The sequence below is a fragment of the Paenibacillus sp. FSL K6-1230 genome, assembly GCF_038002385.1.
Lineage (GTDB): Bacteria > Bacillota > Bacilli > Paenibacillales > Paenibacillaceae > Paenibacillus > Paenibacillus massiliensis.
In genome coordinates, this window is the sequence record NZ_JBBOCK010000001.1 from 4011806 (window position 1) to 4038273 (window position 26468).

Here is a 26468-nt window from a genome sequence, read left to right on the forward strand (position 1 = left end):
CAGCATGGTAAGATACGGCTCTCCGTGTTGTCTTTAACGGCAAGTATTTCGGCTTCTTTTTCGTGTCCTGATAGCACGCAAAAGAGAGTTACACCAACAACGCTGCTTCACGCTATTCGTTCGCCTCTCCTTTCTCAGAGCTACTTTCCTCAAGATCAATTAAACCCGCCGTTAACGCGAATCGTCTGTCCCGTTATCCAACGGGCTTTGTCACTGACGAGCAACTCCAGCGCATTCGCAATATCCTCCGGTTCACCGAGCCGTCCGAACGCGTTCATTCGACGGAACGAATCGACCAACTCCGGCGATTTACCGTTGAGGAACAAATCCGTTGCCACTTGCCCAGGCGCGATGCAATTGATGGCGATGTCCTTGGGACCAAATTCCTTGGCCAATTGACGTGTCAGCTGCTCGACCGCTCCTTTCGTTGCTGCATATACGCTGTACGTTGGAAGCATGGCACCCGAGACGGACGTCGAGAAGTTAATGATGGTTCCGCCTTGCATCATATGCTTCATCGCTTGTTGGCAAGCAAAATAAGTCCCTTTCACGTTGAGCGCGAAATGCCGATCAAAAATCTCCTCCGACACGTCCGCAATCGCATGATTTTCCATGATGCCAGCATTATTAACCAGTATGTCCACACGCCCGAAACATTCTAGCGTTTCCGAGAACAACATTTCAACATCGTCCACCTTACTTACGTCGGCTTGGATTGCAACTGCTTGGCCGCCCAATTGTTCAATTGTCTTTACAACCTCGTCCGCTTTTCCTCCGCTCGAGGAATAATTGACAGCCACCTTTGCTCCGGATCGTGCTAGTTGGATGGCCACTGCCCGCCCAATTCCTCGCGACGCCCCAGTGACGATCGCGACTTTTCCATTCACACTCATTTCCTTTCCACTTCCTTTATCAAGTTATGAATCTAACAATCATACGCCAGACTTTACAAATTCATTATAGTAAGTAATCGTATCATGCCGTTAGACCATTCCTGTCCGGTCCTTGCCTAATTCTCTTTCATCTCCTTATAATAAAAGTAAATATCACCTCTCTAGAAAGGATGGCCTACATAGACAATGGACGAATCGCTGCGGATGGAACAAGCCTTGCAGCAATTGGCACTTTTAATACGCCGCCATGCTCCCAATAGCGGAACGCATCGGACAGCTGTTCCTAATTTATCCCTGATGCATGCTACTCATTTGTCGGAACCGTTGGAATCCGTCTACCAACCATCCATTTGCGTCGTGGCGCAGGGTGTTAAGACGGCTACACTGGCTCGTGAAACTTATCGATACGATCCTTCGACATACTTAGTCACTTCCGTAGAATTGCCGATCATAGGTAAAATCGTCGAGGCTTCACCCGAGACTCCATTTTTAGGCTTGAAATTGAGCTTCGACACCGGTTCCATCCTGGAGAATGTTGAAAAAATGAATTGGCCGGCTTCCGTTTCGGCGGAAACCGGCCGAGGTATAGCTTTAAGCCAAACGTCTCCTGCGTTGCTTGAAGTCATCGTGCGGCTCATGCAACTGCTCGACACGCCTGAGGACATTCCAGTTCTAGCACCGCTTATCACCCGCGAAGTTCTGTATCGAATGCTTCAGGGCGAACAGGGTGCGCTCCTTTATCAACTAGCGACCAGCGGTAGCCATTCCTATAACATCGCTCAAGCAATCCGATTCATTAATCGTCAATATGATCGCCCTCTAGCGATCAGCCACCTCGCAAAATCCGTGAATATGAGCACATCGGCGTTTCACAAGCATTTCAAGCGCGTCACAGCGATGAGCCCACTGCAATACCAGAAAATGGTTCGTTTGCAGGAAGCCCGGCGGTTAATGTTAACGGAATCTCTCCTAGCCTCTGATGCGGCGTTCCGCGTCGGCTACGAAAGCCCCTCCCAATTTAGTCGTGAATATACCCGTATGTATGGCCAAGCACCGATACGGGATGTTCAAAAGTTTCGCGGTTCCAATAAAGACTCCGAAAAGATTCAGATTTAAAGAAATTGCAGAGAAAAAGACCGCCATTGAAGGCGGTCTAAAAATTTATTATTTCTGCCCCGACAATAAGTTCTGCGGACATTAAGATTACATCTGATTAGACAAATGTACAATCAGTTGGACATCCCAGTTTCTCAAAAACTGCGCGCGCGGCAGAATCTACCGGCAGGAAAACCTCAACTTGCGGATATAAGCGGCCGCCTGCGGAGATCGAAACCTGTCTGTAGCGTACGGGAATAAGGTCTCCGGAGCTTTCCATTCTGGCTAGAATTGTTTGTGTTTGATCAACATTTCCCCCTACATCCGGCACACTCAGATATTCGGACGCGTTATATTTCTGAACTCTATCCAGCAATTTTTGATACCACGCATCATAACGCGAGAGCATGTGCTCACTCTTAAAGGCTTGTATTCCGTTTATGATGTGCTCCTCCCACTGCTGAAACGACGCCTTGTCAAACGTAGAGCGGGACCGGATAGGAAAACCAGAATTAAAATGTAAATCGACCCTATTCATTAAACCATCATATGAACGGTCAAGAGGAATTTCGAACAATTGATGAAAGGGCTCATTTAATCCCTTGATGTCCTGAGTATGTGTTACGACCATGGCGGGAAAAGGAATACTCCTCATCGTTTGCTGAGCCCACTCTATTGCACGCTCCAACGATCGTCCATACAATTCGGTCTGAATTGGAAGATAACCAGCTGCCATAAGTAAATCGTTACGCTCGTCGGATGTACACTCAAGATATTCTGCAATATTTATTATCGTCTGGCGGGTCGGTATGCGGCGGGTACGTCCAACCAGCAGATTTTTATACGAAGGAAAAGCCTCGTCGTTCAGCTCTTGTTGAGTAAATCGTTTTAAGGATGGTTGAGGTCGATCGACAAGCTTTTGCTGGCGTTTTATCCGCAGGGCTTCAATTTCTCCCATTACGATTCTATGTCTGGAATTCTCCGTATCTATCCCCATCCTCTCTTCCCTTCTCTTATGAAGTGTAGTTCTGCACTTGGGCCGAACCTTTATTTAAAAGTATACTCTTCATTGAAATGAAGGTCATCTAATGACCATAACCAACATGGAGGAAAACCGATATGATTCGTACTATTGTTGTTGATCCGCATGCCCCGTCTCATTTGGCCTTCAAGGAAGTTGATGCCCCGCAGCCTAATCCATGGGAAGCGCTTGTACAAGTGAAGGCCATCTCACTCAACCGCGGTGAAGTGAGTGACGCTAAAAATCAGGAAATAGCTAGTCGTCCTGGCTGGGATTTCGCCGGGATAGTCATCGAGCCGGCAGAGAACGGCGCAGGACCGCAAAAAGGGGCCAGGGTTGTTGGTTTGCTCCCGATGGGAGCCTGGAGTGAGCAAGTGGCTGCTCCCGTATCGTTGTTGGCCGAAATCCCAGACAAACTCACTTTTACGGAGGCGGCTACCCTCCCCGTAGCAGGGCTCACGGCTCTTTATGCACTTCAAAAAGGCGGCATGCTGCTTGGCAAACGGATTTTCATTACAGGCTCTAGCGGCGGAGTTGGGCTATTCGCCCATCAGCTTGCAGTCCAATCCGGCGCATACGTTGTTGGTACGGCAAGCACGGAAGAGAAGGCTGAGCTTGTTCGGGAGGTAGGAACCGACGAAGTGATCATTGGATATTCCGCAATTTCATCAGCCAGCGAATTTGGGCCGTACGATCTGATTATCGATTCAGTAGGCGGCAATACACTGGCGGCGTTGCTGCCGCAGCTAGCGCCCCAAGGAATTTGCGTTGCGGTAGGATTTTCCTCTTCAAATACCGCAATGATCGATATGAAGAATATGGTGACCAGTGGAGGAAAAACCTTGTACAGCTTCTTTTTAGGTGAGGAACTCACTCGTCAATCAGCCGCGGATGATCTGAGTTTGCTGGCCCGGCTAGTCACAAATGAGCGGTTATTCCCACGAATCGAAGTGGAGGCGTCTTGGACCGAAATTGACACCGTTGCCCGTAATCTTATGGAACGGAAATTCTCGGGCAAAGCCGTGCTTCACTTAGATTGATTATATAAGCCTATTAGAGCTAATTCCTTCTAAAACATGGGCTGTGCTAGTTAAGTTATTGTCTGTTTCCCTGGTACTCCCCTTGTTATTTGCGAGCTTACCTTATAGTTGCTCTTGACTTGCCCGCTTTGGCCGATACGGAAAAATAACTCATCTCAACGGGTGAGACGGGCTTGGGATTCGATTCTTCCGTTATATTCTCTGACACGCCGTCTTGGCTTTCATCCAAGAAGTCCCGGCGGTATCTTCCCTCCTCCAGCTTCATGTCGATAAAATCGACGACCTGCTGTAGCGAGGCGATTTGGCTGACGATATTTTCCCTGTGGCTCCTTATGTACTCTACCAGCTCAGGATATTCTCCGGGATCTGTGTCGGCTGAGACTGCCAAAAATGGCCGCATTTCCTCCAGCGGCATCCCCGTTTTTTTCAGGCAGCATATCAGCCGGATCGTATTGATGTCTTCCTGCCGGTAGATGCGATGCCCGTTGTCCTTCCGATCCGCCCGAGGTAGCAACGCGATCTTTTCGTAATAACGAATCGTATCCTCGGAAATTCCTGTTTGCTCGGCGGTTTGCTTGATTGTAAAGGTCTGCTCTGCCATCATCCTGTTTCCTCCCGGAGATTGCTTTTTTGTGCATTATACATCTTGGAGCTAGCTCCAAGTCAAGTCCCTTATTCTTAGAACAAAAACTTTGTTTACGTTCCTTGACTTAGAGTCGACTCCAAGTTATAGAATATGCGCAATCAGGGGAAATATCCCACCATCAGGAGGAGTCCTACAATGAACACGAACCAACGAGATCATATCGCACTGATTACTGGTGCAAGCAACGGAATCGGGTTGGAATTAACATGGAAGTTGTTGTCGGAGGGCTGGCAGGTGGTTGCTTTGAACCGTTCCGACTTTCCTACCGATGATATGAGAATCCAAAATGCCATCAATAGTGGATGGCTCCGCATGTATAAAGTAGCGGATCTTGCCGATTATGCCAGCTTGAGACGTACTTTGGAAGAGATCAAACGAAAAGAGCAGCAGATCGACATCTTGTTCAACAATGCGGGCGGAAGCTTTCACGAACTGAGCTATTCGAAACAAGGGCGTGAGAAGCATTATGAACTGATGACGGTCGTTCCATATATCATTCTGATGGAATTAAAGGAGCTCTTAAAAAACGCCGACTTAAAAACGGTAATCAACACCTCATCTTCAACACTAAACTATGTAAAGAAGTTTAATATCGAAACCCTTGAACGCCCCAAAACCTTCCGCAAATTGCTTGGTCCATATGCCACTTCAAAGCTGGCGCTTTCGCTGTGGACTCAGGCTATCGCACCGCAGCTTGCCAAAGAAGGCATTAAAATCCGCAGCGTAGATCCGGGTGGCAATAATACGCTAAGAAAAGGGAAACCGTCGGGTTTACCCAAAGTGGTTGAATTGCTAATGAAGCTGTTTTTCTCTCCACCGATCCACGGTGCGAACAAGTTGTATAAGGGGGCCCTCGGGGAACACTGTAATGAGACTGGCGTGTTTTTGCTGAAAGATCAGGTTGCAGATTTAAAATTCAAAGATCAAGCGCACAACGTTTTGGATAGAATTAATGCGATTTACACACACGAATTTCTTGATGAGCGCGTCTAAAGCCGCGCTCTTCGTTCATCACCAGATCAATATGTAAAAGGGCCTCACCCGGTCACTAGCTGACTGTTGGGAAGGCCCATGCATTCAAACAAATTACTTTATGACATTACATACTATTGATATCGTTCTATTGATATCGTTACTTCTTCTCTGCCAGAGACCCTTGAAGATCTGCCGCACTGAAATCCGGTTTGGCCTCGATGGAGGTATCTCCAGCAGCCTTTGCCTTCTCCAGCGCTGCATTGTAGCGAGCGTTCAGATCTGCGATATCTTTGTCCAGATCGCCACCAGCGAAGATAAAGCGGTTAAAGATATCGACCTTCTTCATTCCCTCTACACGCCCTTCTGTAATGATCAGCGGAGTAGCCGGGTAGATACCGTCATTGGCCGTTGGCAAGAAGTTCTCGATGCCAGCAATATCAGGTGCCTTGGCAGTTGCTGCTACGGAAGGAATTACGGATAGGCCATAGCCACCCTCTTGGTAGGCTACCTGTACTTCATCACTATACATCCATTCAATGAACTTCCATGCCGCTTCCTTGTTCTCGGAATTCTTGCTCAATGCAAGGTAGCTACCGGAAATGACCTGATCTGCACCGTTCACCTGTCCGTCAATGGTAGGCGGCATAGCTGCTGCCCAGCGAATGTCTGTCGGGAATTGGGTCTTGTATACAGTCGGCTCTACAGAGTGGTTGAAGTACATGCCGATCTTGCCTTGCGCAAATTGCGCACGCAGTGGATCGATATCCAGCGATTCCGAGCCTGGCAGCATGCTTCCATCTTCTTTAATCTGATGCAGCGCCTCAGCTATTTCTTTATACATACCGAAATCAAATTGTCCCTTTTGGAAGTCATAGCCTTCATTACCTACATTCTTACTTAACGTCGTAATCGGATAGGCAATCCGCTCAAAACCGCTTGCACTCTTGAAGTTGCCCGCGAAGCCATAAGCACCGGTATCCTTACCTGCTTCTGTGATCTTCTTGGCATCCTCAACCATTTCCGCAACGGTCGTCGGAGGACTGTCGATGCCTGCTTTTTCAAACAGGTCCACATTGTAGATCAAACGCCAGAATTGACCGATATTCGGCAGGGTGTAGATCTTGCCATCGACCATATTCTTCTCCTCAATCAGCACGTTAGCGAAGCGCTCCTTCATCTCAGGCGAGATGTAATCATCGAACGATTCCAGATACCCACGCTTCACCCAGGTTGGTACGTTACCAGGATCGACCCGCAGAATGTCTGGTGCTTGATTACTTGCGAAGGCAATGTCCACGGACTGTGAATAGTTGTCCGCCATCACCTTCATTTCAATCTCTACATCTTTATTCAGTTCCTGATATTCCTTAATCTTGGCTTCAATAAAATCGGAGTCATGTCGGTCAATGGTCCAGTACACCAGCTTGGTCTTCTGTCCCTCCGTACCACTGCCTGTCTCAGGAGTAGCTGTCTGTCCCGAGGAGCATGCAGCCAGGGAACCCACGAGCAGCAATGAAGCTCCAGATAACAACCATTTTTTCATACCCATACCTTTATTTCCTCCCCTTTTGTAATCGCATTCATTTACAACTAAATCATAATCCAATGTCCTCTGATGTCGTGAAGGAGAAAACAACTGTTCAGGGGAGAGAAAACCATCATTCTAATGGGTAGCCGGTGATGCGTATTTTGCACGAAAATCCGTAGGCGTCATCCCGGTGTGGCGCTTGAACAGCTCCGTGAAATAAGGACGATCCTCGTACCCTAGCGAGCTGGCAATATCCTGCACCTGTAGCCCCTCCAGGACAAGCTCCTTAGCCCGTTCCATGCGTTGACTCGTAATATACTGAGCGAGAGTCATCCCCATTTCCTTTTTGAACAGATTGGAGAAATAGCTTGGACTTAAATGCACCACCTTGGCGCAATCCCCCACGGATAGATTCTGATGCAAATGGCTCCGTATATGTGAAATCGCCCGCTCCACAAGAATGCGGGAGTCACTAACCTGTCTCACCTTCAGATACTCGCAACCCTGGCGGCACAATTCTCTGATCTGGCTACGCAGATCCTCGAAGGAGGTCGAATTATTCATGTCGGACAGCTTGCGATCCAGATCATTCTGTTCCTCCTCGGATACTTTCTCTGAGAATGCCCGATGGATCGAATGGGCCAATTCCAGACAAAGTGTCTTCACATGAGCTGGATCCGGACGTGTCGGACAAGCGATCCATTCGTTCCATATCTGCTCCAGCTGCTCCTCTGCCTTTGGCAAATTGGAAGAACGTAGACAATACAGGAGCTCCTTCTCCTTCTCATAGGAGTAACGAAGATGACCCGCTCTGCTCTCGGCCTCTTCCTCGAAGCAGTAGACACTGTTGCCCCCGGTCAGGAAGGTATACGCCAGCGCCGTCACTGCCTGTCTGTAGGACATGGCGAGCTGGGACGTCTGCTTCACCTCCGTACCAACACCAATGGAAATGGTCTGATAGGTGTGGAGATGTACATTTTCACGGCAATGCTCTGCCAGTTGCTCCATCGTTAATGCCTCGCATGGATTCACCACGATCACAAGCTGGTTCACCTTCTCACGGAAGACAATGCCCTTCGTGTAGCGGAAGATGGTCTCTTCTATAATATTCTGCACAGCAAATCGGATCAGCTCTACCTCGTTGACGGGCAGCTCGGCGGTACGATCTGCGAAGAAATCAATCTCAGCGACCATCACGCCAAAATCCTGATCCTTCATTGTAATCCCATAGAAATCCCATTGCTGCTGATGACGATCCTGCTGAATACCGTAGCGAATTGCAAGCCGCATGAATTCCTGTCTCAAGTACGGAAGACTTTCACGCAGCTTCTTCTCCATGCCGCGCATCTGCTCTACTTGACTGCGTTCTCGTTCGATAATTTCCTTAGCCTTCAGAACGGACTCCAGTACCTGCTCCTTCGTGAATGGCTTGACAATGAAATCGAAGGCTCCGAGCTTCACAGCTTCCTGTGCGTAAGCAAAGTCCGTGTAGCCGCTCAGGAAAATCAGCTTCAGGCCTGGTAGCTCATCTTGTAGGCTGCGCATCATTTCAAGTCCATCCAAAAACGGCATGCGAATATCCGTTAGCACGATATCCGGCTTCACCAGCCGGATCTGCTTCAAGCCTTCTTCACCGTTGCTGGCCGTCGCAGCTACCGTGATTCCATGCTCCTCCCACGGAATACGCTGGGATAACCCGCGCACCACCGTCGCTATATCATCAATAATGCAAATTTTGATACGCTCATCAAATGTCATGATTCATCCTCACCTTCCAGTGGAATCAGCAAGGTAGCTACAGTAGCCTCGTAAGGTATGCTGGTGAAGTGGATCGCTGCTGCTTGTCCGTAATAGAGCATAATGCGGTTGCGAATGTTGGACAGCGCATATCCTCCACTGCCACCTGCTTCTCTCAAGCTGGCATTAAGTTGGTCTGCATCCACGCCGATTCCGTTGTCCGTTACTCTAATGATCAGAAAGGTCTCATCTGACGTGACTTCAATATGAATTTGTCCTTGCTCCCGTTTCTCCTTCAGACCATGCAGGATGGAATTCTCCACCAAGGGCTGGATGATAATCTTCAGCACAGGCCTGTTCAACAGCTCAGGCGGGGCAGTAATAGTGTATTCGAACAAACCCTCGTAGCATTGCTGCTGCAGACTCAGATACTGACGCACATGCTCTAGCTCTTTATCCAGCGTAGTTATTTCCAATCCATTATTCAGCCCCAGCCGGAACAGCTTGGACAAGGAGATCAGCATTTGCTTCACATCCTCATACTCATCCATTTCGCACTTCCAGAAGATCGTATTGAGTGTGTTGTACAGGAAATGCGGATCAATCTGCGCCTGAAGCGCCTTGATCTCTGCCTTTCTTTTTTCCTTCTCCGTAGCCTTAACCTCTACAATCAGACCATTGATCCGGTCAAGCATCTCATTGAATTTCTGACCAGCCTCTGCAATCTCATCCTGGAAAGGGCTTTCAAATCTGGCGTTGAGATCCTCTTCCCCCACACGCTTCATCGTGCGTTGCAGCTTTTGTAAAGGTGTGAGCAGAAGGCCCGACAGGTAGGCGGCCAACAGTAGCGTCAGGAGCGTACAGCCGGCTATGATCAACAGCACCATCCATTGGATGTTACGTACAGGCTGCAGCAACCCCTCCTTGGAGAGGTAGCTAATGAGCACCCAATCTCTGGCGTAACTGGACTGGGCGTAGCTTACCAGCATGGTTCCTGCATCCGTATTATATTCAAATTCACCCGCAGGCTCCGCGCCAAGCTTGTCAACAAAAGAATCCGATCGCGTCCACTCTGGACGATTCTGATCGCCGATGACGCTGGTGCCATCCTTTTTAATAAGCAAAAAGCGGGTGGAGCCATGATCGGCCCCTCCGCTAACGACTTTCTCCAGCATGGCTTCTTTTACATTAATGGTCAGAAATACATCCGGTACATAATTCTCGGTCAAGGGCTGAAGAATTAATGAAATGACCCGATTTCCCCCTACGAACAGCTCATCCTGATGATACTCAATCCAAGGTGATGCCGGGTCTTCCTTAATCCGCTGATACAGACGGGTAGATTCGAACGGTACCCCGGCCTTGCGAAGCTTGCTATTGGAGTAAAAATCGCCATGAGGCGTACTAATCAAAATGGAATCAATCGTATTCTCGGTAAGCTCCGCCTGCGTGAACTGGCCTTGCAACAGAGAAAAATTCACAAAATAGCGCTCTGTATTATTCGCCTGAATATCACGAATGGTCTGCTTGAAGGTCTCACTCAGCATCATCGTAGATGAGGCGACAATAATCTGCTTCAGCTTCTGATCCAGGACATTCACGGACTGGCTAATGACATTTTTGTTCAGCTGCGATGCATTCCGCTCCATAGCGCGGGCTGCAATCACATATGCGCATATACCAGTCAAGGCTACGCAAAATACGGTTAAAATCGTGAACGATACCCAGATACGTTTCTTGAGTGAGGTTCGGTATAACCAGGCTTTGATCACAGCTTAACACCTCTTCACCGCAGATTCTGCCTGCTTGCTGTAGCTATTAGCCTTTGACAGAGCCTGCTGTCATCTGCATGAACGTTTTGTTCGCAGCGACATAGACCAGCAACATAGGAAGAATGGACAAGCACGCTCCTGCCAGCATCAGCTGGGATTGAGCCGCATCGCCTACACCGTATTTCAGACTCGCAAGACCTACGGTCAGCGTCTGCAAGCCTGGCTGTGTCATCGTAAAGACCAATGGCAGAATGTACTCATTCCACGCTCCGCGGAAGGTCCATAGCGCTGTAACACCAATCGCAGGCACCAGCAGCGGCAATATGACTCTGTAATATACACTATAGAAGTTGCATCCGTCAATATAAGCAGCTTCGTCCAGATCCTTCGGAATCGCCCGCACAAAACCAATGAGCATGAAGAAGGCTGTCGCGTGAGAGCTGATCAGGATAATGATAACCGCCCATAATGATTTTTGCAGATTCAGAGCTACCATCAGGTCGAACTGCGGACGCAATACGACGGCACCGATGGAGATGAACAAGGTCGATGATTGGAGAATGATATATAGACGCTTTCCGATAAAGTCCACCCTTGCTACGGCATAGGCAGCCATCGTACCGACCAGAATGGTGCCTGCCGTCGTGAAGAAGCTGATGAACATACTATTCCACGTAAACTGTGCAAAATTCGCCGAATTCCAAGCCTGCACATAGTTGTCCCATTTCCATGCTTGCGGCAGCAGCGTAGAGCCAGTAGATAACTCCAGATTGGACTTCAAGGAACCGAAGAACGCGAGCAGGATAGGAAACAGGGCAAAAACGGCTACCGCCAGCAGGAAAATCCACAGGATAATATTTGCGACAAGCTTCCGCACTTTGCCAAGCTGTGCACTGGACTCCAGTTGCTGTTCAGTACGACCAGCGGATGGATTGGCTGTATTCATGGTAGATTCCCCCTTCATTAATAGACGTCATTTAATTTCTTGGAAATGTAGAAGTAAATCAATGTAATCACACCTACGATGACTGCTGTGGCAAAGCCGACGGCACTACCATAGCCGAATTGTTGAATACTGGAGCTTCCACTGGAGATCGGGAAGAACAGCTTGTACAGATAGAGATACATAACCTCTGTACGTCCATAAGGTCCACCCTCTGTGAGGACCATAATGCTCTCATAGCCCTTCAGAGAAACCGTAATAGCGAGCATAATGATCATTTGCAGCACAGGGCCCAGCATGGGCACAGTGATGCTCCACATTTTCCGGAACGGCCCTGCTCCATCAATGGAAGCAGCCTCATACAGATCCTCGGGAATATTCTGCAGACCTGCGATGAACAAGAGCATGTAGTTCCCGATCGCACCCCAGATCGCAATAATAATGGAAGTCAACAGTGCATATTTAGGTCCAAGCCAATCGATGGGAGCGGATACAATTCCGTAGTTCACCAGCAATTGGTTCACCATACCGTTGTAGGAGTTGAACACAACATAGAATACGATGGCCATAACCGAAGCACTTACTACTGTAGGTAAGAAGTAAATGGCCCGGAGCAGCTGTCTACCTTTCAGCGCACGGTTCAAGATGACCGCAAGTATGAAGGATACGGGGATTGTAATAATCAGCTTGCCCCCTGCATAGATGAAGGTGTTCAGTACAGCATGCCAGAACTCGGTATCTCTGAACAGACGTGCAAAATTATCCAGACCGATGAACACAGGCTCGCCAAAGCCCTGATAATCATAGAACATGTACTTCAAAGCCCAGATGATGGGATAGACACCGAAGATCAATGTCAGGATCAGACTGGGAGCAATAAACGTCCAAGCATTCAGTTGGCGTTTGCTATGGTGCATGGGTGATTCCTCCTCATGGTCAACTCAATTTCCTTATCCCCATCATAAGAGTGACTTGTCAAAAGGAGTTATGGAGAATACCACTTGCCAAGGGGGAGAAATTCACTTTTTCAGCGTATTTGCTTTTTTCAGTTGCTTTACCCCCTTTGCTCCTTACATTTATCCATCCCTTACTATGTAAGACCCACGATATAATCAGATCAGAACCTTTATTAACGAATTCTATAAAGGAGGTTGGAGCTTTTCATGCCTTCCATACACAATCGTATTCCCAATGCTCCATTTGGCTGCTACGAGAAGTCAGAGCTGGAGGCCATCCGTACTCGCGTCCGTGCTTCGGCATCCATGCAACAGGAATACGAACGACAGGTGTCTCTGTCCGAGCAATTCCTGCGGGCGGAGGAAGCTTCCTCCTTACAGGAGCTTGGGTCCTTCCGCACGGACCCGTTCGTGTTTCAAACACCGGTTACTGCGGCCTACCTGCATATCGCCATTCATATCGTCGGTCCAGGCACTGCACGAATTCGCGGCATTCAGCTCACTCATTCCGAGCGCGGACTGGCAGTAGAGTTGGCATCCCCTTATCTGGGTCAGGACCTGACGGGATGGCGAGCTTCTCTCCCTGAAGGGTCATCTATGCAGGCTGTTCCTTACCTATCTACAGAAGCCTTCGCGCAGACGTCGGGTATTACACCGTCAGGTGGGACTGCCGAGGTTGTCAAGACTAGCTGTCTCGAATTAGTCAGCAATGGACCAGAGCCGATCGTACTGGCGTATGAACAGCCAGTGTCTGTTCTAGGGGATCAATATTACAGTGTGCAGACAGCACTTAGCCTTCTTCCCCCTAGCTGCGCTGCAGTTCAGGTCGAAGTATCGTTCACCAATGAACAGCATCAGCCCGTGGCTTCACCTATGCGCTCTCCCCTATTCCAGCGAAGCACCTGCACGAACTGGGCCTATCTCCTTGAGGCAGCTGGAGCAGATGCTAACCGCTATATGATGGAGGATGACCCCCGCCATGCCAGATCTAGCGCGAACAAGCTGCTCTACATGCTGGATGATATGCTGCAGGGGATGGAGATTTTCCGGGCCACAGGCTGGCACGATGACGATGTATACGGGGCCGTTCACATCGGGCGCGGGCTTGCTGTCATTTCCATTATCTATGGGCAAATTATGGGTGCAGACGTACTAGAGCAAGAGGAAAAGCTACGGATACATGAATATCTGGGCTCCATAGCCACTATGATGATGGACACCCAATATTATCGGTATGATCTGACCGAATTCCCGGATGAAAAAGGCGGCATGCGCAGCAACTGGAATGCGGATCGAGCTACGGGACTTGGAGTATATGCTCTAATGTTCCCGCAGGAGAAGGACGCCGATAAATATCTGGAGCACGCCCGACGCGTTGTGGATTGGCAGCTTGAGCACGTAGTTGATGCTCGCGGAGCATGGCCTGAGAACATTCGCTATCATGGCGCTGTCTTGCACCGCTATTTTCTGTTCTTCGTATTGTTGAAGCGGCTTCGAGGGATTGATTATTTTGGCAACGAGCGTGTACAGGATATGTACCGCTTCCTGATCGGCTCGGCTATTACCTTTGACCGTTCTGTCAAGGTAGGAGCGGATGAACATCCACGTCCTCGTATCGTCACTCCAAGTGTTGGCGATGCGAATGTCCATGAGCAATGGTGGCGTCTGATGGCTTATGCTGCGCCGCAATATAGCGAGGTGAATCCTAGCCTTGCGGGTGAAATGATGTGGGCATGGCAGCACGGAGGCAAGGTTGTACGAGATAATGGTGCTTTCCCCTATCCACTTGCCGCTCTGCTCTATCCGCAGCCTGAGCTGCAGGCACAGGCTCCCACGCTGGGCTCGGACTACTATCCAGACATGGGCTATGTTATATTCCGAGACCAGACAGATGAGCCTGATAAGAGTCATTATCTGCTCTACGAGGCTTCACCCTTGACGTATCATGCCCATAACGATGAAGGACACTTCTCGATCTGGGCTGAGTCTGTGCCGCTGACACTGGATTCGGGAACTGGCGGATATTATAACGGAGATCGTCATTGGTATCTGTCGAGTAGCGCACACAATGTCGTACAGTTCACTGATGCAAATGGTATCCTGCAGAATGGACCATTACGTAGTACTTGCGATACGGTCTATTTCTCGGAGGAGCTGGATTACGTATCGAGCACAATTCCTGACGAGCTGGCCCGCTCTTATCGGCGGCATATAGCATGGGTCAAAGCGGACTGGCACGTCTACCTCATCTGGGACCAAATAGACAGCGACTATGATTCCGTATGGAATCTGCATACGCTCAGCGAGCATGCGGATCTGGCAGCCCAAAGAATTACGGCTTACGGTCTGCAGGAAATGTGTCTGGATACTATGATTGCATCCCCTCAAGCTCCTGTAATCACTAGTGATGTTGGTGCCATCGGCGGTGGGTATGAGCTGGGAGCTCAGCAACACTTCAGAGTGCATGGAACTGCGGGACAGGATTATATCACTTTGCTGCATCCGAGAAGGCAGGGTTCACCACCACTTGTGGTTAACGCTTTACATGATGTGACGCTGCCCGAAGGTATTCACATGTACCAGCTCCGTTCTCATGACGGACGAGAACTCGTATATGTGCTTAACGCCAGCAAGCTTGGACAAGAGGTTCCATTTGCACTCGAAGGGAAGTTCCGCCTGTTAACAGCTGAACGAGACCAACATGCCTTTGACAATCTCTATACAGCAGAGCGCAAGTTACCGATTGGAGTCAATCAAATTCATATTTTCTCAAAGGAGGATGTTCAATCATGAGTAATATTGGTGTATGGGAGCAAGCAGAGCCTGGGGTACAACGCAAAATACTGAAGGCAGGCAAGGACCTGATGATGATGGAGGTTCATTTTGAAAAAGGAGCTGAAGGCTACGAGCACAGTCATGTGCATGAACAGATGAGCTACTGCCTGAAAGGAAGCTTCGTGTTCCGAATCGACGGCAAGGAGTATGCCGTATCCCAAGGCGATAGCATCGTCATACCAAGTGAGGCCAAGCATGGAGTCACCTCCCTGGAGGAAGGCTCGGCACTCTTGGACGTGTTCACGCCTTTACGTGAGGATCTGCTGAAGCGCTAAGGCAATCGGTGGTACATCGGATGCAAAGATAAGAAGTAATACCATATTAAATAAAAACAAGAGACAACGCATGTTCTTCTGACTGCAAACAAAGCTACCAATGCAGGTGCTTTAAATAGTCATGAGTGAACGCTTGTCTCTTTTTTGCTGCATGCGGGTCAGCGATAGCTGCTTACTCGAACTTTTATTCGAACTTTTATTGATAATTCATATGACTTACATTCGGCCATTCCTATGTTATTCGCTGTTGACTTCTCCACCTATCTAGCCACGTGGCAGCTTATCCGCATATCGTCCGCGCAGTTCTGTCAGTCGCTCCAGATTGGTGAGCGCATGCTCCTTCTGCTTCAGTCCAACTGCTAGCACGAGCTGCTCCATCAGCAATAGCGGGGTCACCATAGAGTGGAACTCTCCGAGCTCTCCCCGACTTACATAAAAAGACAACGACACAGGCAGTCCATACAACAAATCTTCGCGGTCAGTCACCAGCATCGCCCGACTACCAGCTTCTCTAGTATAGTCAAGGATGACTTCCGCTTCAGGCAGTAGCCGGGTGAAGCACATGAGCAGCACCACATCTTCTTGGTTCATGTGCATCAACGTCTCCAGCAATTCATGCCCACCTTCAAGGCGAATGATGCTCATACCGAAGCGGGACAAGCGGAAGGACAACAGCTCAGCGAGTCCAGCGGAGGGACCCGGTGCATAAATATATAATCTCCGTGCTTCGGTCAGAAGTGCTGCGGCCTGCTCCAGCTCCCCTTGCTTCATATGTGATAATGTATCCTGCAAATGTTGGACAGAAGTCTCCAGCATCTGTACAGGCAAGCTGTCTGTATCGAGTCGTGAGATGGTCTTGTTCAGCTTCAGTGCAGGGGTGGTATCTGCTGAGGTGCGCAGCCGGATTTTGAACGCCTTGGCATTATCGTAACCAACTGCACGCCAGAAGCGGGATACCGTAGCAATACTGACACCTAGCCTGTCAGCGATCTCCTGCTCGGTCATGAACAGCAGCTCCTCCGGGTGACGTTCAATAAAGTCTGCAATCTTCAGATGTCCTGGGGATAATTGCTCCTTTTTGGCAAATAAGTTCATTGGTTAAGTTCTCCTTTTCCTGCTGTGACTCCAGTATAACAGTTGTTCAGACAGAAAGTAGGTCGTTTATGTAATATTTTTTTCATTAAATCATGTGTCTTGTAATAAAAATTACATTTGATTTACAAATGTCCTTCCTTGCGTTAATAATCCGCCTCTAGACTGTGGCTATAATCGTTAACTTTCAGAGGAGGCAAGTATCGATGAAAAAAATAACCGAGCGTTACACACTCACGTCCTCGCAAAAAATGATGGTGTTTGTACTGTCCATGTCACTGTACGGCTTGTCCAACATGTTCACAGAGCTGATCCCGAAGCTCCAGCTTGGCCCCATCGAATTGTCTGTCGAGTATTTCGCCTTCATTCCACTCACGCTATGTATTCTGTTCCATCCCATGATTGCGGCATTGGGAGCCGCTCTTGGAGAGGTGATCTTCGGTGAGCTGATGCTGGGTCAATTCGGCGGACTGGGTGAGCTGGAGAAATTCATTACCTTCTCCTTCGCCATGTACGTTGCTGGACGTATGGTCAGTGACCCTCGCAATCGCAGACAGGTAGGCATCGCGGCGATTACGGGCGTTATCATTCACCAATTTCTTAGCTCCCTGGTCGATATCGGCAAGGTATGGATCGGAGTCGAGGAGCTAGAAGCCGTGCCTGGACTAGCAGAGAGCGTAGTTGTTATTGAAGGTGTAGGCTTCCTGAATGATGTATTGTTCTCAGGCGTCCTGTTCGCGTTACTGCCCACACTCTATCTTGTTCCTATGCTTTACGGGAAAATCGAGCCTCTGCTCGGCATCAAGCCGCGGAATCCTGGTATGAAATACGAAGGGATCAGTATCTTCCGTCCGAAGCTGGTTATCATTGGGCTTGTGCTCTTTGCTCTGGCATTTGGCGCAGAATCCCTATCCGAGATGGATATTAACTTTGCGGCATGGGAGACAGACTATGCAGATTCTCTTGGCACCACTGCGATCTGGATCAGTCTAGGTGCAGCAGCATTAATTGCCGCCATCACGATGCTGATTATGCGGAGCAGACGCAGCAAGAACAAAGCCGTCAGCGATCTGGAGAGCCCACCTTATGCCTAAATCCGAACAAGCTATCTCTATTCAGCAGGTAACCTTTACTTATCCTGGCTCTGAGCAGCCTGTCCTGAACGAAGCCACCCTGGAGCTGGCACGCGGTAGCTTCACGGCGATTATCGGGGGCAACGGGTGCGGCAAATCAACGATGTGCAAGCTCTTTAACGGTCTGATTCCCCAGTTCTATACCGGGGATTTCTCCGGTGAGGTTCATGTACTGGGTACCTCGGCAGCAGGTCAGGCTGTAGCTGAGCTGAGCAAGAACATCGGCTACGTCTATCAGGATTTTGATAATCAGCTAGTACGGCCTACTGTGTTGGATGAAGCCTGCTTCGCACCGTTGAATTATGGTCTTCCCCACTATAGGGAGCTAGGCGAAAGAGCCCTTGCGATGTGTGGTCTAACAGGACTTAATGAGCGGTATATCTGGGAACTGAGCGGCGGGCAAAAGCATCTACTCGCCTTGGCCGGGGCATTGTCGATGGACCCGGATATTCTGATCGTGGATGAGCCTGTCTCTCAGTTAGACCCCCAGCATGCCAGACAGATCTATGAATGCTTGTCCCGCCTGCATCGTGATCATGGCAAGACCATTATTGTAATCGAGCATCATACGGAATTTATCGCTGATTTCTGCGAGGATGTCGTGCTCATGGAGCAAGGACGTGTCGTATGGAAGCTGTCGGTCAGGGAAGGACTGAACCAAATTGATGATCTACAGCGACTTGGGATTCAGCCTCCTGAGGTCACCCGCGCAGCCATAGCTGTCGCTGAATATTGGGCAATTAACACCTTAAAGCAGACTACATTTACTTCCAAGGTGGAGATCTACACTCCAAATACTGAGGCAGCATTACAAACAGAGCGCACATCATCCGAAAAGCTGGCAGCCGAAGCCCTGCTTAAAACTCCAGTTCAGAAAGGTGAGCTGTACCCGGTGACCGTCGAGGAAGCGGCGATGTATTTTTCAACGCAATACCCGTCCACGTCCTCGGGAACAGATTATCATCACACCGAAGCGATTAATATAGGTGCAGATGATGCTACAGCATCACCGCTCATGAGCAGGAGTCTACAGACACCAACAGGCTTAAGGGCTTCGAGGCAGATAAGTTCCCTGGAGCCCATGCCAGTAGACATGCCTACTGTCACTCAGGCTTATAGTCACGCTACCGCAGCCACACCTGTAGTTGAATTCAGTCATACGAGACTAAGCTATAGAGGACTCAGTAAGCAGGAGCACGAGGTTATTCGCGGGCTGAACCTCACTATGTACGAAGGGGAGCGTATCGCACTGGTCGGCAACAATGGTGCAGGCAAATCCTCGCTATTGAAACTCATAGCAGGAATCAGCCTACCGCAATCCGGCAGTGTTAGCGTGCTGGGGCAGCTCACGAACCGTTCCTCCTTGGAACGGCTCGCTGGTCAGGTGGCCTACATTTTCCAACAGCCTGGTGAAATGTTCATTGAAGACAGTGTGCATAAGGAGGTCTCGCACTTCATGCGAGCACGTCGTATGCCCGATGCAGAGCAGCACAGCCAGCATGTTCTGGAGCGCTTTCGTCTGGGACCGTTGCAGGATCGGGATGCTCGTCTTCTGAGCGGAGGACAGCAGCGTCGAGTGACACTTGCGATAGGGGCAGCGATGAGGCCCGCTCTGATGCTGCTGGATGAACCGACTGCCAATCTCGATATGGCAACCCGGGAAGAACTGATTGCAACCTTGGCAGAGCTGGATCAGCACGTACGCACCACCGTTATTGCCACGCATGATATGCAGCTCGTTACCGAGTGGGCCACTCGTGTTATCGTGCTTCATCATGGTCAGGTCGAGGCAGACGGCCCGCCAGCTGATATCTTCGCAGATGTTGCCCTGCTGCGCCGCTGCGGACTTGCACTCACACAGATTATGGAGCTATCGCACCGGATGGAGCTGCCTTCACTCTGTTCAACAACAGAGGATTTTGTGACTACGCTTCTCTCAAGGACTCTCACAAAGGAGGATGCTCTCCATGCAGCTTGTCCGCAACTGGCTTGATAAAATATCTCTTGAGCGCATTCAGCTGGAGCTGATGAATACCGTGTACGGTAGTGGTCATGCCAGCCTGTCACGGCTTGATCCACGGGTGATGCTTATCTGGTATCTGTTCTTCGGGATTGTACCCTGGTTCATTCATAACGGCACGGTGCTGCTCGGGATGTTCTTCATGATGGTGACGACCACCATTCTATCGCGAGCCGCCCCTTTCATTATTATCATTCTCTGTCTGGGCTTGGTAGGGCAGGTCGGCTGGATGTTCATCATCTCGCTATTTTTCGGTGGAAATCTGGAATCGGCCATGCCTCTCCTGCTACTGACGCTCAAGCTGTCTATTGTCTCACTGGCAAGCATAACCGTCTTCTCTGGTATGGACCCAGAACGGATTGGGGACGGGCTGCTCGCGCTAGGAATGCCCGCTGCTTTCTCTTTCAGCATGTCCTATGCGTATCGCATCCTGCCAGTGCTGTTCGGTGAATATCGCAATATTATGCTATCCTACAGGCTGCGTGGACAGGTACCTTCCCGACCGGGATGGCTATACTGGCGGTTTGCAGTGTATTATATGAGGCTGCTTATGGTCTCCTTCTTCCCCCTCATGCTGGCTACGGCCAAACGATCACGCACAACCGTAGAAGCTCTGGAGACTAGAGGGTTCTCCTATGGCATGAAGCATCCTGCTTCCACTCGCCTCAAGCTGGCCCATTTAAAAATTACGGTACGTGACATAGCTTTCCTTAGCGGATCAGCTATATACGTCGGTATGCTTTTCTGGCTGGGCGGACAGATTAACATTTTATAATAAGGAGTGTCACAAATGCGCATTGATCTTCATACTCACGGCAAATTGTCCAAGAAATCCGATTTCTCGGCAGCCTATTTTACAGAAATGGTGACTGAAGCCAAGGCCAGTAGACTAGACGCACTCGCTCTGACCGAGCATTTTAATACCCGTAATTTCTATGATGTCTATGAGTCTTTGGATCGCCTTTATCCATATAATGGGGAATATTATGAGGCAGATGGTCTACGTATCTTTCCCGGCATGGAGGTAGATATTCAGGAGGTAGGGCATATCTTGCTCATCGGGCAAAAAGAGCACATTCTGGCAGTTCGCAAGCTGCTGGAGCCTTACACAGCTAAAAACTCGTTCATCCCGTTCGCAGATCTACTGGATCTGGCGGAGGCTTGGCCGTTGCTCAAGATCGGTGCACATCCCTTCCGTAAATCCACCCCACTCTTTTTACATGACCGCAGTCTGCTCGCACGCCTGGATGCCTTTGACCTGAATGCCAAGGACATGTATGAATATGGAATTCAGCCCTGTCGTGAGCAGGTAGAGCAGTTCGCAGCGTCATTCAACAAGCCAGTCACAGCTGGCAGTGACACACATCAATGTCTGCAATACGGTAGCGTCTTTAATGTGCTCGAACGTCCCTGCGCCTCTGTAGCTGGGCTCAAGGAATTAATTCTGACTCAGAAGTATCATATTGAGATCTCTTCAGAGCTGCCTCTACGTGTCAAAGCCTCTGTTATGCTCAAGAAGCTGATGAAGCGTCTGGCCAAGCTGGAAGCTGGGGCGGTAAAGGAAATGCAGGAAATATAGCACGCACAAAAAATGAGCCCGAAGGAATAACCCCTTCAGGCTCATTGAATTTTCACAACCTATATGATGTGTCGAATTACTTACCGAAGGACGATGGATCTTCGCGCCATGAACGCAGCAGTTCCAGCTCTTCCTCCTGAATAGCCCCTGTGCGCAATGCTACCTGCATCAATGCACTGTAATTCGACAGTGTATCCAGCTTCAAGCCAGCTTCTGCGAATGCTTGGGTAGACTTATCCAGCTCATAAGTGAAGATCGCCAGCACCGCCAGTGGCTCTGCTCCCACCTGCTTAATAGCCTCTGCAGCCTTGATAGAGCTGCCCCCGGTCGAGATTAGATCCTCGATGACGACGACCTTCTGCCCCGCTTCGATGCGGCCTTCAATCTGATTCTCCTTGCCATGGCCTTTGGCCTTGTCACGTACATATGCCATTGGCAGCTGCAGCTTCTGTGCAACCCATGCCGCATGGGGAATACCGGCTGTTGCCGTTCCTGCAATGACCTGTGCTTCAGGATACCTCTCCTTGATGACTGCGGCGAATGAATCAGCAATCAGCTCTCTAACCTCTGGATGGCTCATCGTCAAGCGGTTATCGCAATAGATCGGGGATTTGATACCTGATGTCCAGGTAAATGGCTCCTGTGGTCTAAGCGCTACAGCCTGAATCCGAAGCAAATGCTCGGCAATACTCTCGGGAATCGCTGCTAATGTGGTCATGCTTGTACCATCTCCTCAATAATTTGTAGGGCAGCCTGTCTTGGCTCTGCTGCTCCTGTAATCGGACGGCCCACGACAATGTATGTACTGCCGCCGGCGATCGCTGATCCTGGTGTCGTGAAGCGGGACTGGTCTCCAATGTCACTTCCGGCTGGACGTATACCTGGCGTTATTGTACTGAATTCAGGACCACAGGCTGCTTGTATTGCTGAAGCTTCCAATGGGGAAGCTACGACACCCTGCAGTCCTGCCTCCTTCGTCAACACCGCATAACGCACTACTGTATCTTCTACAGTACCCGGTATACCAATCTCTTCATTCATCACCTGCTGATTCGTGCTGGTCAGTTGGGTCACTGCGATAATGATGGGCATGGACAAGTCTGTGTTCTCCTCCAGCGCAGCCTCAGCTCCTTCGCGGGCAGCCAGCATCATGGCAGCGCCTCCGGCTGCATGAACGTTGAACATATCTACGCCGAGGTGTGTGATGCTGTTCGCTCCACCACGTACTGTATTAGGGATATCATGCATTTTCAGATCAAGAAAAACGGAGTAGCCCTTAGCCTTAAGCTCCTGCACGAAGGCTGGACCTGCCGCGTAGTAGAGTTGCATACCTATCTTCATGTAACAAGGAATTCCCTCCAACTGCTGAACCAGTTGACGGGCTGGCTCTGGATTCGGATAATCCAGTGCAACAATCAGCCTTCCGGCCATGCGCTTGAATTCATCGGTCATGCATTTATACCTCCTGTTGCTCGATTTCAGCTCATTCCAGTGCACATTCGGGGTTTTTACCCGTGATAAAGGACATCCATCAGACGGTGCTGAAGATGTCCTCTCATCATTCGTTACTGTGTTCAAGTACCTTGACCGGATACTTTGTTTCTCTATGGCTTCCTCGCTTTCCGCTAACGACGTACTTTCCAGGTCAACCTGAAACCATATCCAGTCGTGGTACTAATGTTGTAGGAAGCTTATGCTCTTTATTCTATCCGCTAGCTCAGAACAGGCATCGCCTCGGAGGAGAAGTTCAAGGTCTCCAGCATACCGAGCAATGCTTTGACCGTATCCAGGGACGTCATGCAGACAATACCGTTCTCCACTGCCTCACGGCGGATACGGAATCCATCACGAGTAGGCGTCTTACCTTTGGTCAGCGTGTTGAACACGAAGTTCGCTTCGCCCGTACGGATCAGATCCAGAATGTTCGGTGTACCCTCACTGAGCTTATTCACGATGGTAACCGGGATATTAGCGGCCTGCAGGGCAGCAGCTGTTCCGCCAGTTGCGTAGATCTTGTAGCCTAGCTTGTAGAAGCCGCGCAGCAGCTCTACTGCCTCTTCCTTATCCTTATCAGCCATCGTAGCGATGATTGCACCCGTGGAAGGAATCTTCATGCCTGCACCTACAAGACCTTTATACAGTGCCTTGGCGTATTTAGCGTCACGTCCCATAACCTCACCTGTGGACTTCATTTCTGGTCCGAGTGTAGGCTCTACGCGGCGCAGCTTGGCGAAGGAGAAGACCGGTACTTTGACCGATACATACTCACTCTCAGGCCACAGGCCATCCGTGTAGCCCATATCCTTCAGCTTCGTACCGAGGATCGCTTGAGTGGCTACATTCGCCATCGGAATGTTCGTAACCTTGCTCAGGAAAGGCACTGTACGTGAGGAGCGTGGATTGACCTCGATGACATACACTTCTCCGCCATGAATGACGAACTGAATGTTCACCAGGCCAATCGTCTTCAATTCCTTAGCGATACTGATCGTGATATCCACAATCTTCTGCTTCGTAGCTGCATCCAGATGTTGAGGCGGGTACACCGCGATCGAGTCACCAGAGTGAACACCGGCGCGCTCTACGTGCTCCATGATCCCAGGAACGACTACCGTCTCACCGTCACAGATCGCATCGACTTCCACTTCTTTACCCAGCATGTAGCGGTCAATCAAGACCGGATGCTCAGGATTGATCTTAACCGCTTGCTCCATGTAGCTCAGCAGCTCTTCATCTGAGTATACAATCTCCATCGCACGTCCACCCAGTACGTAGGATGGGCGCACCAGCACTGGATAGCCCAGACCTTGTGCTGTCTCTACTGCTTCATCTACGGAAGTTACTGTACTGCCCTTAGGCTGTGCAATCTTCAGACGAGTCAACAGCGCTTCGAACTTCTTGCGGTCCTCTGCTTCATCTATACTCGCAAGGTCTGTACCCAGAATCTTGACACCTGCCTTGCTAAGCGGTGCGGCGAGGTTAATCGCGGTCTGTCCACCGAACTGCACGATCACTCCAATCGGCTGCTCCTGCTCGATGACGTTCATGACGTCCTCGAAGAACAGTGGCTCGAAGTACAGACGGTCTGATGTATTGAAATCCGTCGATACCGTCTCCGGGTTGTTGTTAATAATAACGGCTTCGTACCCGGCTTTTTGAATGGCCCATACCGCATGCACCGTGGAATAGTCGAATTCGATCCCTTGCCCGATCCGAATCGGCCCGGAGCCCAGAACGACGACCTTCTCCTTCCGAGTCTCTGTTACTTCATTCTCAGTCTCATACGTGGAGTAGTAGTATGGCGTGGTTGCTTCGAATTCCGCCGCACAGGTATCTACCATTTTGTATACAGGGCGAAGATTATGTGATTTACGGAATTCAGTTACCTCTGCCTCCGTCTTATGCCCGGCACCCAGTGGCGATGCACTCCGCAGCTCAGCGATGGAACGGTCCGTGAAGCCCATGCGCTTCGCTTGGTACAGCGTATCGTAAGTGAGCTCTTCCTCAGAAGCAAGCTTTTTCTCGAATTCTACAATGCCTTCAATCTTGTCGAGGAACCACCAGTCGATGCTGGTCAGGTCTTGAATCTCCTGCTGTGTATATCCACGTCGGAATGCTTCTGCCACCAAGAACATCCGCTCATCATCTGGCTTGTTCAGACGCTGCTTCAGCACCTCGTCGGAGAGCTCTTCCGCTTCCTTCAGATGAATACGGTTCACACCGATCTCCAGGGAACGAACAGCCTTGTGCATCGACTCTTCAAAGGTACGGCCAATCGCCATGACCTCTCCAGTCGCCTTCATTTGTGTGCCCAGCTTCCGATTCGCCGATGTAAATTTATCGAATGGCCAGCGTGGGATTTTGCTGACGATATAGTCCAGGGTGGGCTCGAAGCAAGCATAGGTCTGCCCAGTTACCGGATTCACGATCTCGTCAAGCGTATATCCGAGTGCAATCTTCGCTGCCATCTTTGCAATCGGGTAGCCTGTTGCTTTGGATGCAAGCGCAGAGGAGCGACTCACACGAGGATTAACCTCGATAACATAGTATTGATAGCTATGTGGGTCCAGTGCGAACTGAACGTTACAGCCTCCCTCGATATTCAGCGCGCGAATGATCTTCAGGGAAGCGGAGCGCAGCATCTGATACTCACGGTCAGACAGCGTTTGGCTTGGAGCCACTACGATGCTGTCACCTGTATGCACACCGACTGGATCGAAGTTCTCCATGTTACATACGACGATACAGTTATCATTACCGTCACGCATAACCTCGTATTCTACTTCCTTCATGCCAGCGATGCTCTTCTCGACCAGACATTGTCCGATCGGGCTATAACGAAGGCCGGAGGCTACGATCTCACGCAGCTCTTCCTCATTTGCACAAATCCCGCCGCCTGTACCACCGAGTGTATAAGCAGGGCGCACGATAATTGGATATCCGATCTCATTTGCAAAATTCAGCGACTCCTCAAGCGTAGTAACAATCACGCTTTCAGGAACTGGCTGCTCCAACTCGCGCATCAACTCGCGGAACAAGTCGCGGTCCTCTGCTTTCTCAATTGAGCTTAGCTGTGTACCCAGCAGCTTCACATTCTCGCTCTCAAGCACACCTGCACGAGCCAGCTCTACAGCCATGTTCAATCCCGTCTGTCCACCCAGTGTTGGCAGAAGACCATCTGGACGCTCCTGACGAATAATCTGGGTTACGAAATCAAGTGTAATCGGCTCGATGTATACTTTATCAGCCATATTGGTATCGGTCATGATCGTAGCTGGGTTGCTGTTGATCAGGATGACTTCTACGCCTTCTTCCTTCAATGCTTGACAGGCTTGCGTGCCTGCATAATCGAACTCAGCTGCCTGCCCGATGACAATGGGGCCGGAACCGATGACTAGTATTTTTTTGAGATCTGTATGTTTCGGCAT

The 26468-nt window shown here is 49.8% G+C and carries 21 protein-coding genes; 9 read left to right on the forward strand and 12 right to left on the reverse strand.

Translation table 11 applies throughout. The features are described from left to right. Positions 1–155: 155 nt before the first annotated feature. A complete protein-coding gene (locus MKX74_RS17695; protein WP_341179293.1) occupies positions 156–893 on the reverse strand; it encodes an SDR family oxidoreductase in 738 nt (245 codons plus the stop codon). Positions 894–1079: 186 nt separating this feature from the next. Here MKX74_RS17695 and MKX74_RS17700 point away from each other — a divergent pair, with 186 nt between their 5' ends. Further along, positions 1080–2009, forward strand: a complete 930-nt coding sequence (locus tag MKX74_RS17700) for an AraC family transcriptional regulator (protein WP_018886834.1) — start codon at positions 1080–1082, stop codon at positions 2007–2009. Between the two features lie 97 nt (positions 2010–2106). Here the strand turns inward: MKX74_RS17700 and MKX74_RS17705 are convergent, their stop codons facing one another. After that, positions 2107–2985 (reverse strand): hypothetical protein, encoded by an 879-nt coding sequence (locus MKX74_RS17705; RefSeq protein WP_018886833.1) that lies wholly within the window; start codon positions 2983–2985, stop codon positions 2107–2109. A 122-nt stretch (positions 2986–3107) separates the two neighbouring features. On the opposite strand from MKX74_RS17705, the gene MKX74_RS17710 reads away from it, so the two are divergent. After that, positions 3108–4049 (forward strand): zinc-binding dehydrogenase, encoded by a 942-nt coding sequence (locus tag MKX74_RS17710; protein WP_025680852.1) that lies wholly within the window; start codon positions 3108–3110, stop codon positions 4047–4049. 97 nt (positions 4050–4146) lie between these two features. On the opposite strand, the gene MKX74_RS17715 is transcribed toward MKX74_RS17710, so the two are convergent. Continuing rightward, on the reverse strand, positions 4147–4653 hold the full coding sequence (locus MKX74_RS17715) for a MerR family transcriptional regulator (RefSeq protein ID WP_025680851.1): 507 nt from the start codon (positions 4651–4653) through the stop codon (positions 4147–4149). A 177-nt stretch (positions 4654–4830) separates the two neighbouring features. Here MKX74_RS17715 and MKX74_RS17720 point away from each other — a divergent pair, with 177 nt between their 5' ends. Further along, positions 4831–5688, forward strand: coding sequence for an SDR family NAD(P)-dependent oxidoreductase (locus MKX74_RS17720; RefSeq protein ID WP_341179294.1), 858 nt, complete (start codon positions 4831–4833; stop codon positions 5686–5688). A gap of 139 nt (positions 5689–5827) precedes the next feature. Here the strand turns inward: MKX74_RS17720 and MKX74_RS17725 are convergent, their stop codons facing one another. From MKX74_RS17725 to MKX74_RS17745, 5 genes are all read right to left on the reverse strand, one after another. After that, on the reverse strand, positions 5828–7219 hold the full coding sequence (locus MKX74_RS17725; RefSeq protein ID WP_018886829.1) for an ABC transporter substrate-binding protein: 1392 nt from the start codon (positions 7217–7219) through the stop codon (positions 5828–5830). A 114-nt stretch (positions 7220–7333) separates the two neighbouring features. Continuing rightward, entirely contained in the window at positions 7334–8956 is a 1623-nt protein-coding gene (locus tag MKX74_RS17730) for a response regulator transcription factor (protein ID WP_341179295.1), read from the reverse strand. After that, positions 8953–10707 (reverse strand): sensor histidine kinase, encoded by a 1755-nt coding sequence (locus tag MKX74_RS17735; RefSeq protein WP_341179296.1) that lies wholly within the window; start codon positions 10705–10707, stop codon positions 8953–8955. Before MKX74_RS17735 ends, MKX74_RS17730 begins: the two co-directional genes overlap by 4 nt. 46 nt (positions 10708–10753) lie before the next feature. Beyond that, positions 10754–11653: a carbohydrate ABC transporter permease gene (locus MKX74_RS17740; RefSeq protein ID WP_018886826.1), complete on the reverse strand. Its 900-nt coding sequence runs from the start codon at positions 11651–11653 to the stop codon at positions 10754–10756. Positions 11654–11670: 17 nt separating this feature from the next. Further along, the gene (locus tag MKX74_RS17745) at positions 11671–12567 is read right to left on the reverse strand and encodes a carbohydrate ABC transporter permease (RefSeq protein ID WP_018886825.1); all 897 of its coding nucleotides are present in this window, start codon (positions 12565–12567) and stop codon (positions 11671–11673) included. A 246-nt stretch (positions 12568–12813) separates the two neighbouring features. Here MKX74_RS17745 and MKX74_RS17750 point away from each other — a divergent pair, with 246 nt between their 5' ends. Both MKX74_RS17750 and MKX74_RS17755 read left to right on the forward strand, forming a co-directional pair. After that, positions 12814–15399 carry a heparinase II/III domain-containing protein gene (locus MKX74_RS17750; protein ID WP_341179297.1) on the forward strand — a complete coding sequence of 862 codons (2586 nt, stop codon included), beginning with the start codon at positions 12814–12816 and terminating at the stop codon, positions 15397–15399. Then, positions 15396–15716, forward strand: a complete 321-nt coding sequence (locus MKX74_RS17755; protein WP_018886823.1) for a cupin domain-containing protein — start codon at positions 15396–15398, stop codon at positions 15714–15716. Before MKX74_RS17750 ends, MKX74_RS17755 begins: the two co-directional genes overlap by 4 nt. Positions 15717–15980: 264 nt before the next feature. On the opposite strand, the gene MKX74_RS17760 is transcribed toward MKX74_RS17755, so the two are convergent. Further along, positions 15981–16811 (reverse strand): MurR/RpiR family transcriptional regulator, encoded by an 831-nt coding sequence (locus MKX74_RS17760; RefSeq protein ID WP_341179298.1) that lies wholly within the window; start codon positions 16809–16811, stop codon positions 15981–15983. 203 nt (positions 16812–17014) lie between these two features. On the opposite strand from MKX74_RS17760, the gene MKX74_RS17765 reads away from it, so the two are divergent. From MKX74_RS17765 to MKX74_RS17780, 4 genes are read left to right on the forward strand one after another with little or no spacing between them, the layout of a single operon-like run. Continuing rightward, a complete protein-coding gene (locus MKX74_RS17765) occupies positions 17015–17902 on the forward strand; it encodes a hypothetical protein (protein ID WP_018886821.1) in 888 nt (295 codons plus the stop codon). Continuing rightward, a complete protein-coding gene (locus MKX74_RS17770) occupies positions 17895–19934 on the forward strand; it encodes an ABC transporter ATP-binding protein (RefSeq protein WP_025680845.1) in 2040 nt (679 codons plus the stop codon). The genes MKX74_RS17765 and MKX74_RS17770 overlap by 8 nt, the downstream gene beginning before the upstream one ends. Continuing rightward, entirely contained in the window at positions 19909–20736 is an 828-nt protein-coding gene (locus MKX74_RS17775) for an energy-coupling factor transporter transmembrane component T family protein (RefSeq protein WP_341179299.1), read from the forward strand. The genes MKX74_RS17770 and MKX74_RS17775 overlap by 26 nt, the downstream gene beginning before the upstream one ends. A gap of 15 nt (positions 20737–20751) precedes the next feature. Further along, complete coding sequence (locus tag MKX74_RS17780) at positions 20752–21540, forward strand: PHP domain-containing protein (protein ID WP_341179300.1); 789 nt, start codon at positions 20752–20754, stop codon at positions 21538–21540. A gap of 76 nt (positions 21541–21616) precedes the next feature. Here the strand turns inward: MKX74_RS17780 and pyrE are convergent, their stop codons facing one another. The 3 genes from pyrE to carB form a co-directional block, all read right to left on the reverse strand. Further along, positions 21617–22258 (reverse strand): orotate phosphoribosyltransferase, encoded by a 642-nt coding sequence (gene pyrE / locus MKX74_RS17785; protein WP_025680842.1) that lies wholly within the window; start codon positions 22256–22258, stop codon positions 21617–21619. Beyond that, positions 22255–22992, reverse strand: a complete 738-nt coding sequence (pyrF, locus tag MKX74_RS17790; RefSeq protein ID WP_341179301.1) for an orotidine-5'-phosphate decarboxylase — start codon at positions 22990–22992, stop codon at positions 22255–22257. Before pyrF ends, pyrE begins: the two co-directional genes overlap by 4 nt. 260 nt (positions 22993–23252) lie before the next feature. Continuing rightward, positions 23253–26468 (reverse strand): carbamoyl-phosphate synthase large subunit, encoded by a 3216-nt coding sequence (gene carB / locus MKX74_RS17795; RefSeq protein ID WP_341179302.1) that lies wholly within the window; start codon positions 26466–26468, stop codon positions 23253–23255.

Excerpts from the sequence above, each read along its gene's own strand:
- MKX74_RS17705 (WP_018886833.1), bottom strand. The coding sequence starts at position 2,985 with ATGGGGATAGATACGGAGAATTCCAGACATAGAATCGTAATGGGAGAA.
- MKX74_RS17760 (WP_341179298.1), bottom strand. The coding sequence starts at position 16,811 with ATGAACTTATTTGCCAAAAAGGAGCAATTATCCCCAGGACATCTGAAG.
- MKX74_RS17725 (WP_018886829.1), bottom strand. The coding sequence starts at position 7,219 with ATGGGTATGAAAAAATGGTTGTTATCTGGAGCTTCATTGCTGCTCGTG.
- MKX74_RS17770 (WP_025680845.1), top strand. The coding sequence starts at position 17,895 with ATGCCTAAATCCGAACAAGCTATCTCTATTCAGCAGGTAACCTTTACT.
- carB (WP_341179302.1), bottom strand. The coding sequence starts at position 26,468 with ATGCCGAAACATACAGATCTCAAAAAAATACTAGTCATCGGTTCCGGC.
- MKX74_RS17745 (WP_018886825.1), bottom strand. The coding sequence starts at position 12,567 with ATGCACCATAGCAAACGCCAACTGAATGCTTGGACGTTTATTGCTCCC.
- MKX74_RS17720 (WP_341179294.1), top strand. The coding sequence starts at position 4,831 with ATGAACACGAACCAACGAGATCATATCGCACTGATTACTGGTGCAAGC.
- MKX74_RS17775 (WP_341179299.1), top strand. The coding sequence starts at position 19,909 with ATGCAGCTTGTCCGCAACTGGCTTGATAAAATATCTCTTGAGCGCATT.
- MKX74_RS17780 (WP_341179300.1), top strand. The coding sequence starts at position 20,752 with ATGCGCATTGATCTTCATACTCACGGCAAATTGTCCAAGAAATCCGAT.
- MKX74_RS17715 (WP_025680851.1), bottom strand. The coding sequence starts at position 4,653 with ATGATGGCAGAGCAGACCTTTACAATCAAGCAAACCGCCGAGCAAACA.
- MKX74_RS17730 (WP_341179295.1), bottom strand. The coding sequence starts at position 8,956 with ATGACATTTGATGAGCGTATCAAAATTTGCATTATTGATGATATAGCG.
- MKX74_RS17710 (WP_025680852.1), top strand. The coding sequence starts at position 3,108 with ATGATTCGTACTATTGTTGTTGATCCGCATGCCCCGTCTCATTTGGCC.
- pyrF (WP_341179301.1), bottom strand. The coding sequence starts at position 22,992 with ATGACCGATGAATTCAAGCGCATGGCCGGAAGGCTGATTGTTGCACTG.
- MKX74_RS17750 (WP_341179297.1), top strand. The coding sequence starts at position 12,814 with ATGCCTTCCATACACAATCGTATTCCCAATGCTCCATTTGGCTGCTAC.
- MKX74_RS17695 (WP_341179293.1), bottom strand. The coding sequence starts at position 893 with ATGAGTGTGAATGGAAAAGTCGCGATCGTCACTGGGGCGTCGCGAGGA.
- MKX74_RS17700 (WP_018886834.1), top strand. The coding sequence starts at position 1,080 with ATGGACGAATCGCTGCGGATGGAACAAGCCTTGCAGCAATTGGCACTT.
- pyrE (WP_025680842.1), bottom strand. The coding sequence starts at position 22,258 with ATGACCACATTAGCAGCGATTCCCGAGAGTATTGCCGAGCATTTGCTT.
- MKX74_RS17755 (WP_018886823.1), top strand. The coding sequence starts at position 15,396 with ATGAGTAATATTGGTGTATGGGAGCAAGCAGAGCCTGGGGTACAACGC.
- MKX74_RS17740 (WP_018886826.1), bottom strand. The coding sequence starts at position 11,653 with ATGAATACAGCCAATCCATCCGCTGGTCGTACTGAACAGCAACTGGAG.
- MKX74_RS17765 (WP_018886821.1), top strand. The coding sequence starts at position 17,015 with ATGAAAAAAATAACCGAGCGTTACACACTCACGTCCTCGCAAAAAATG.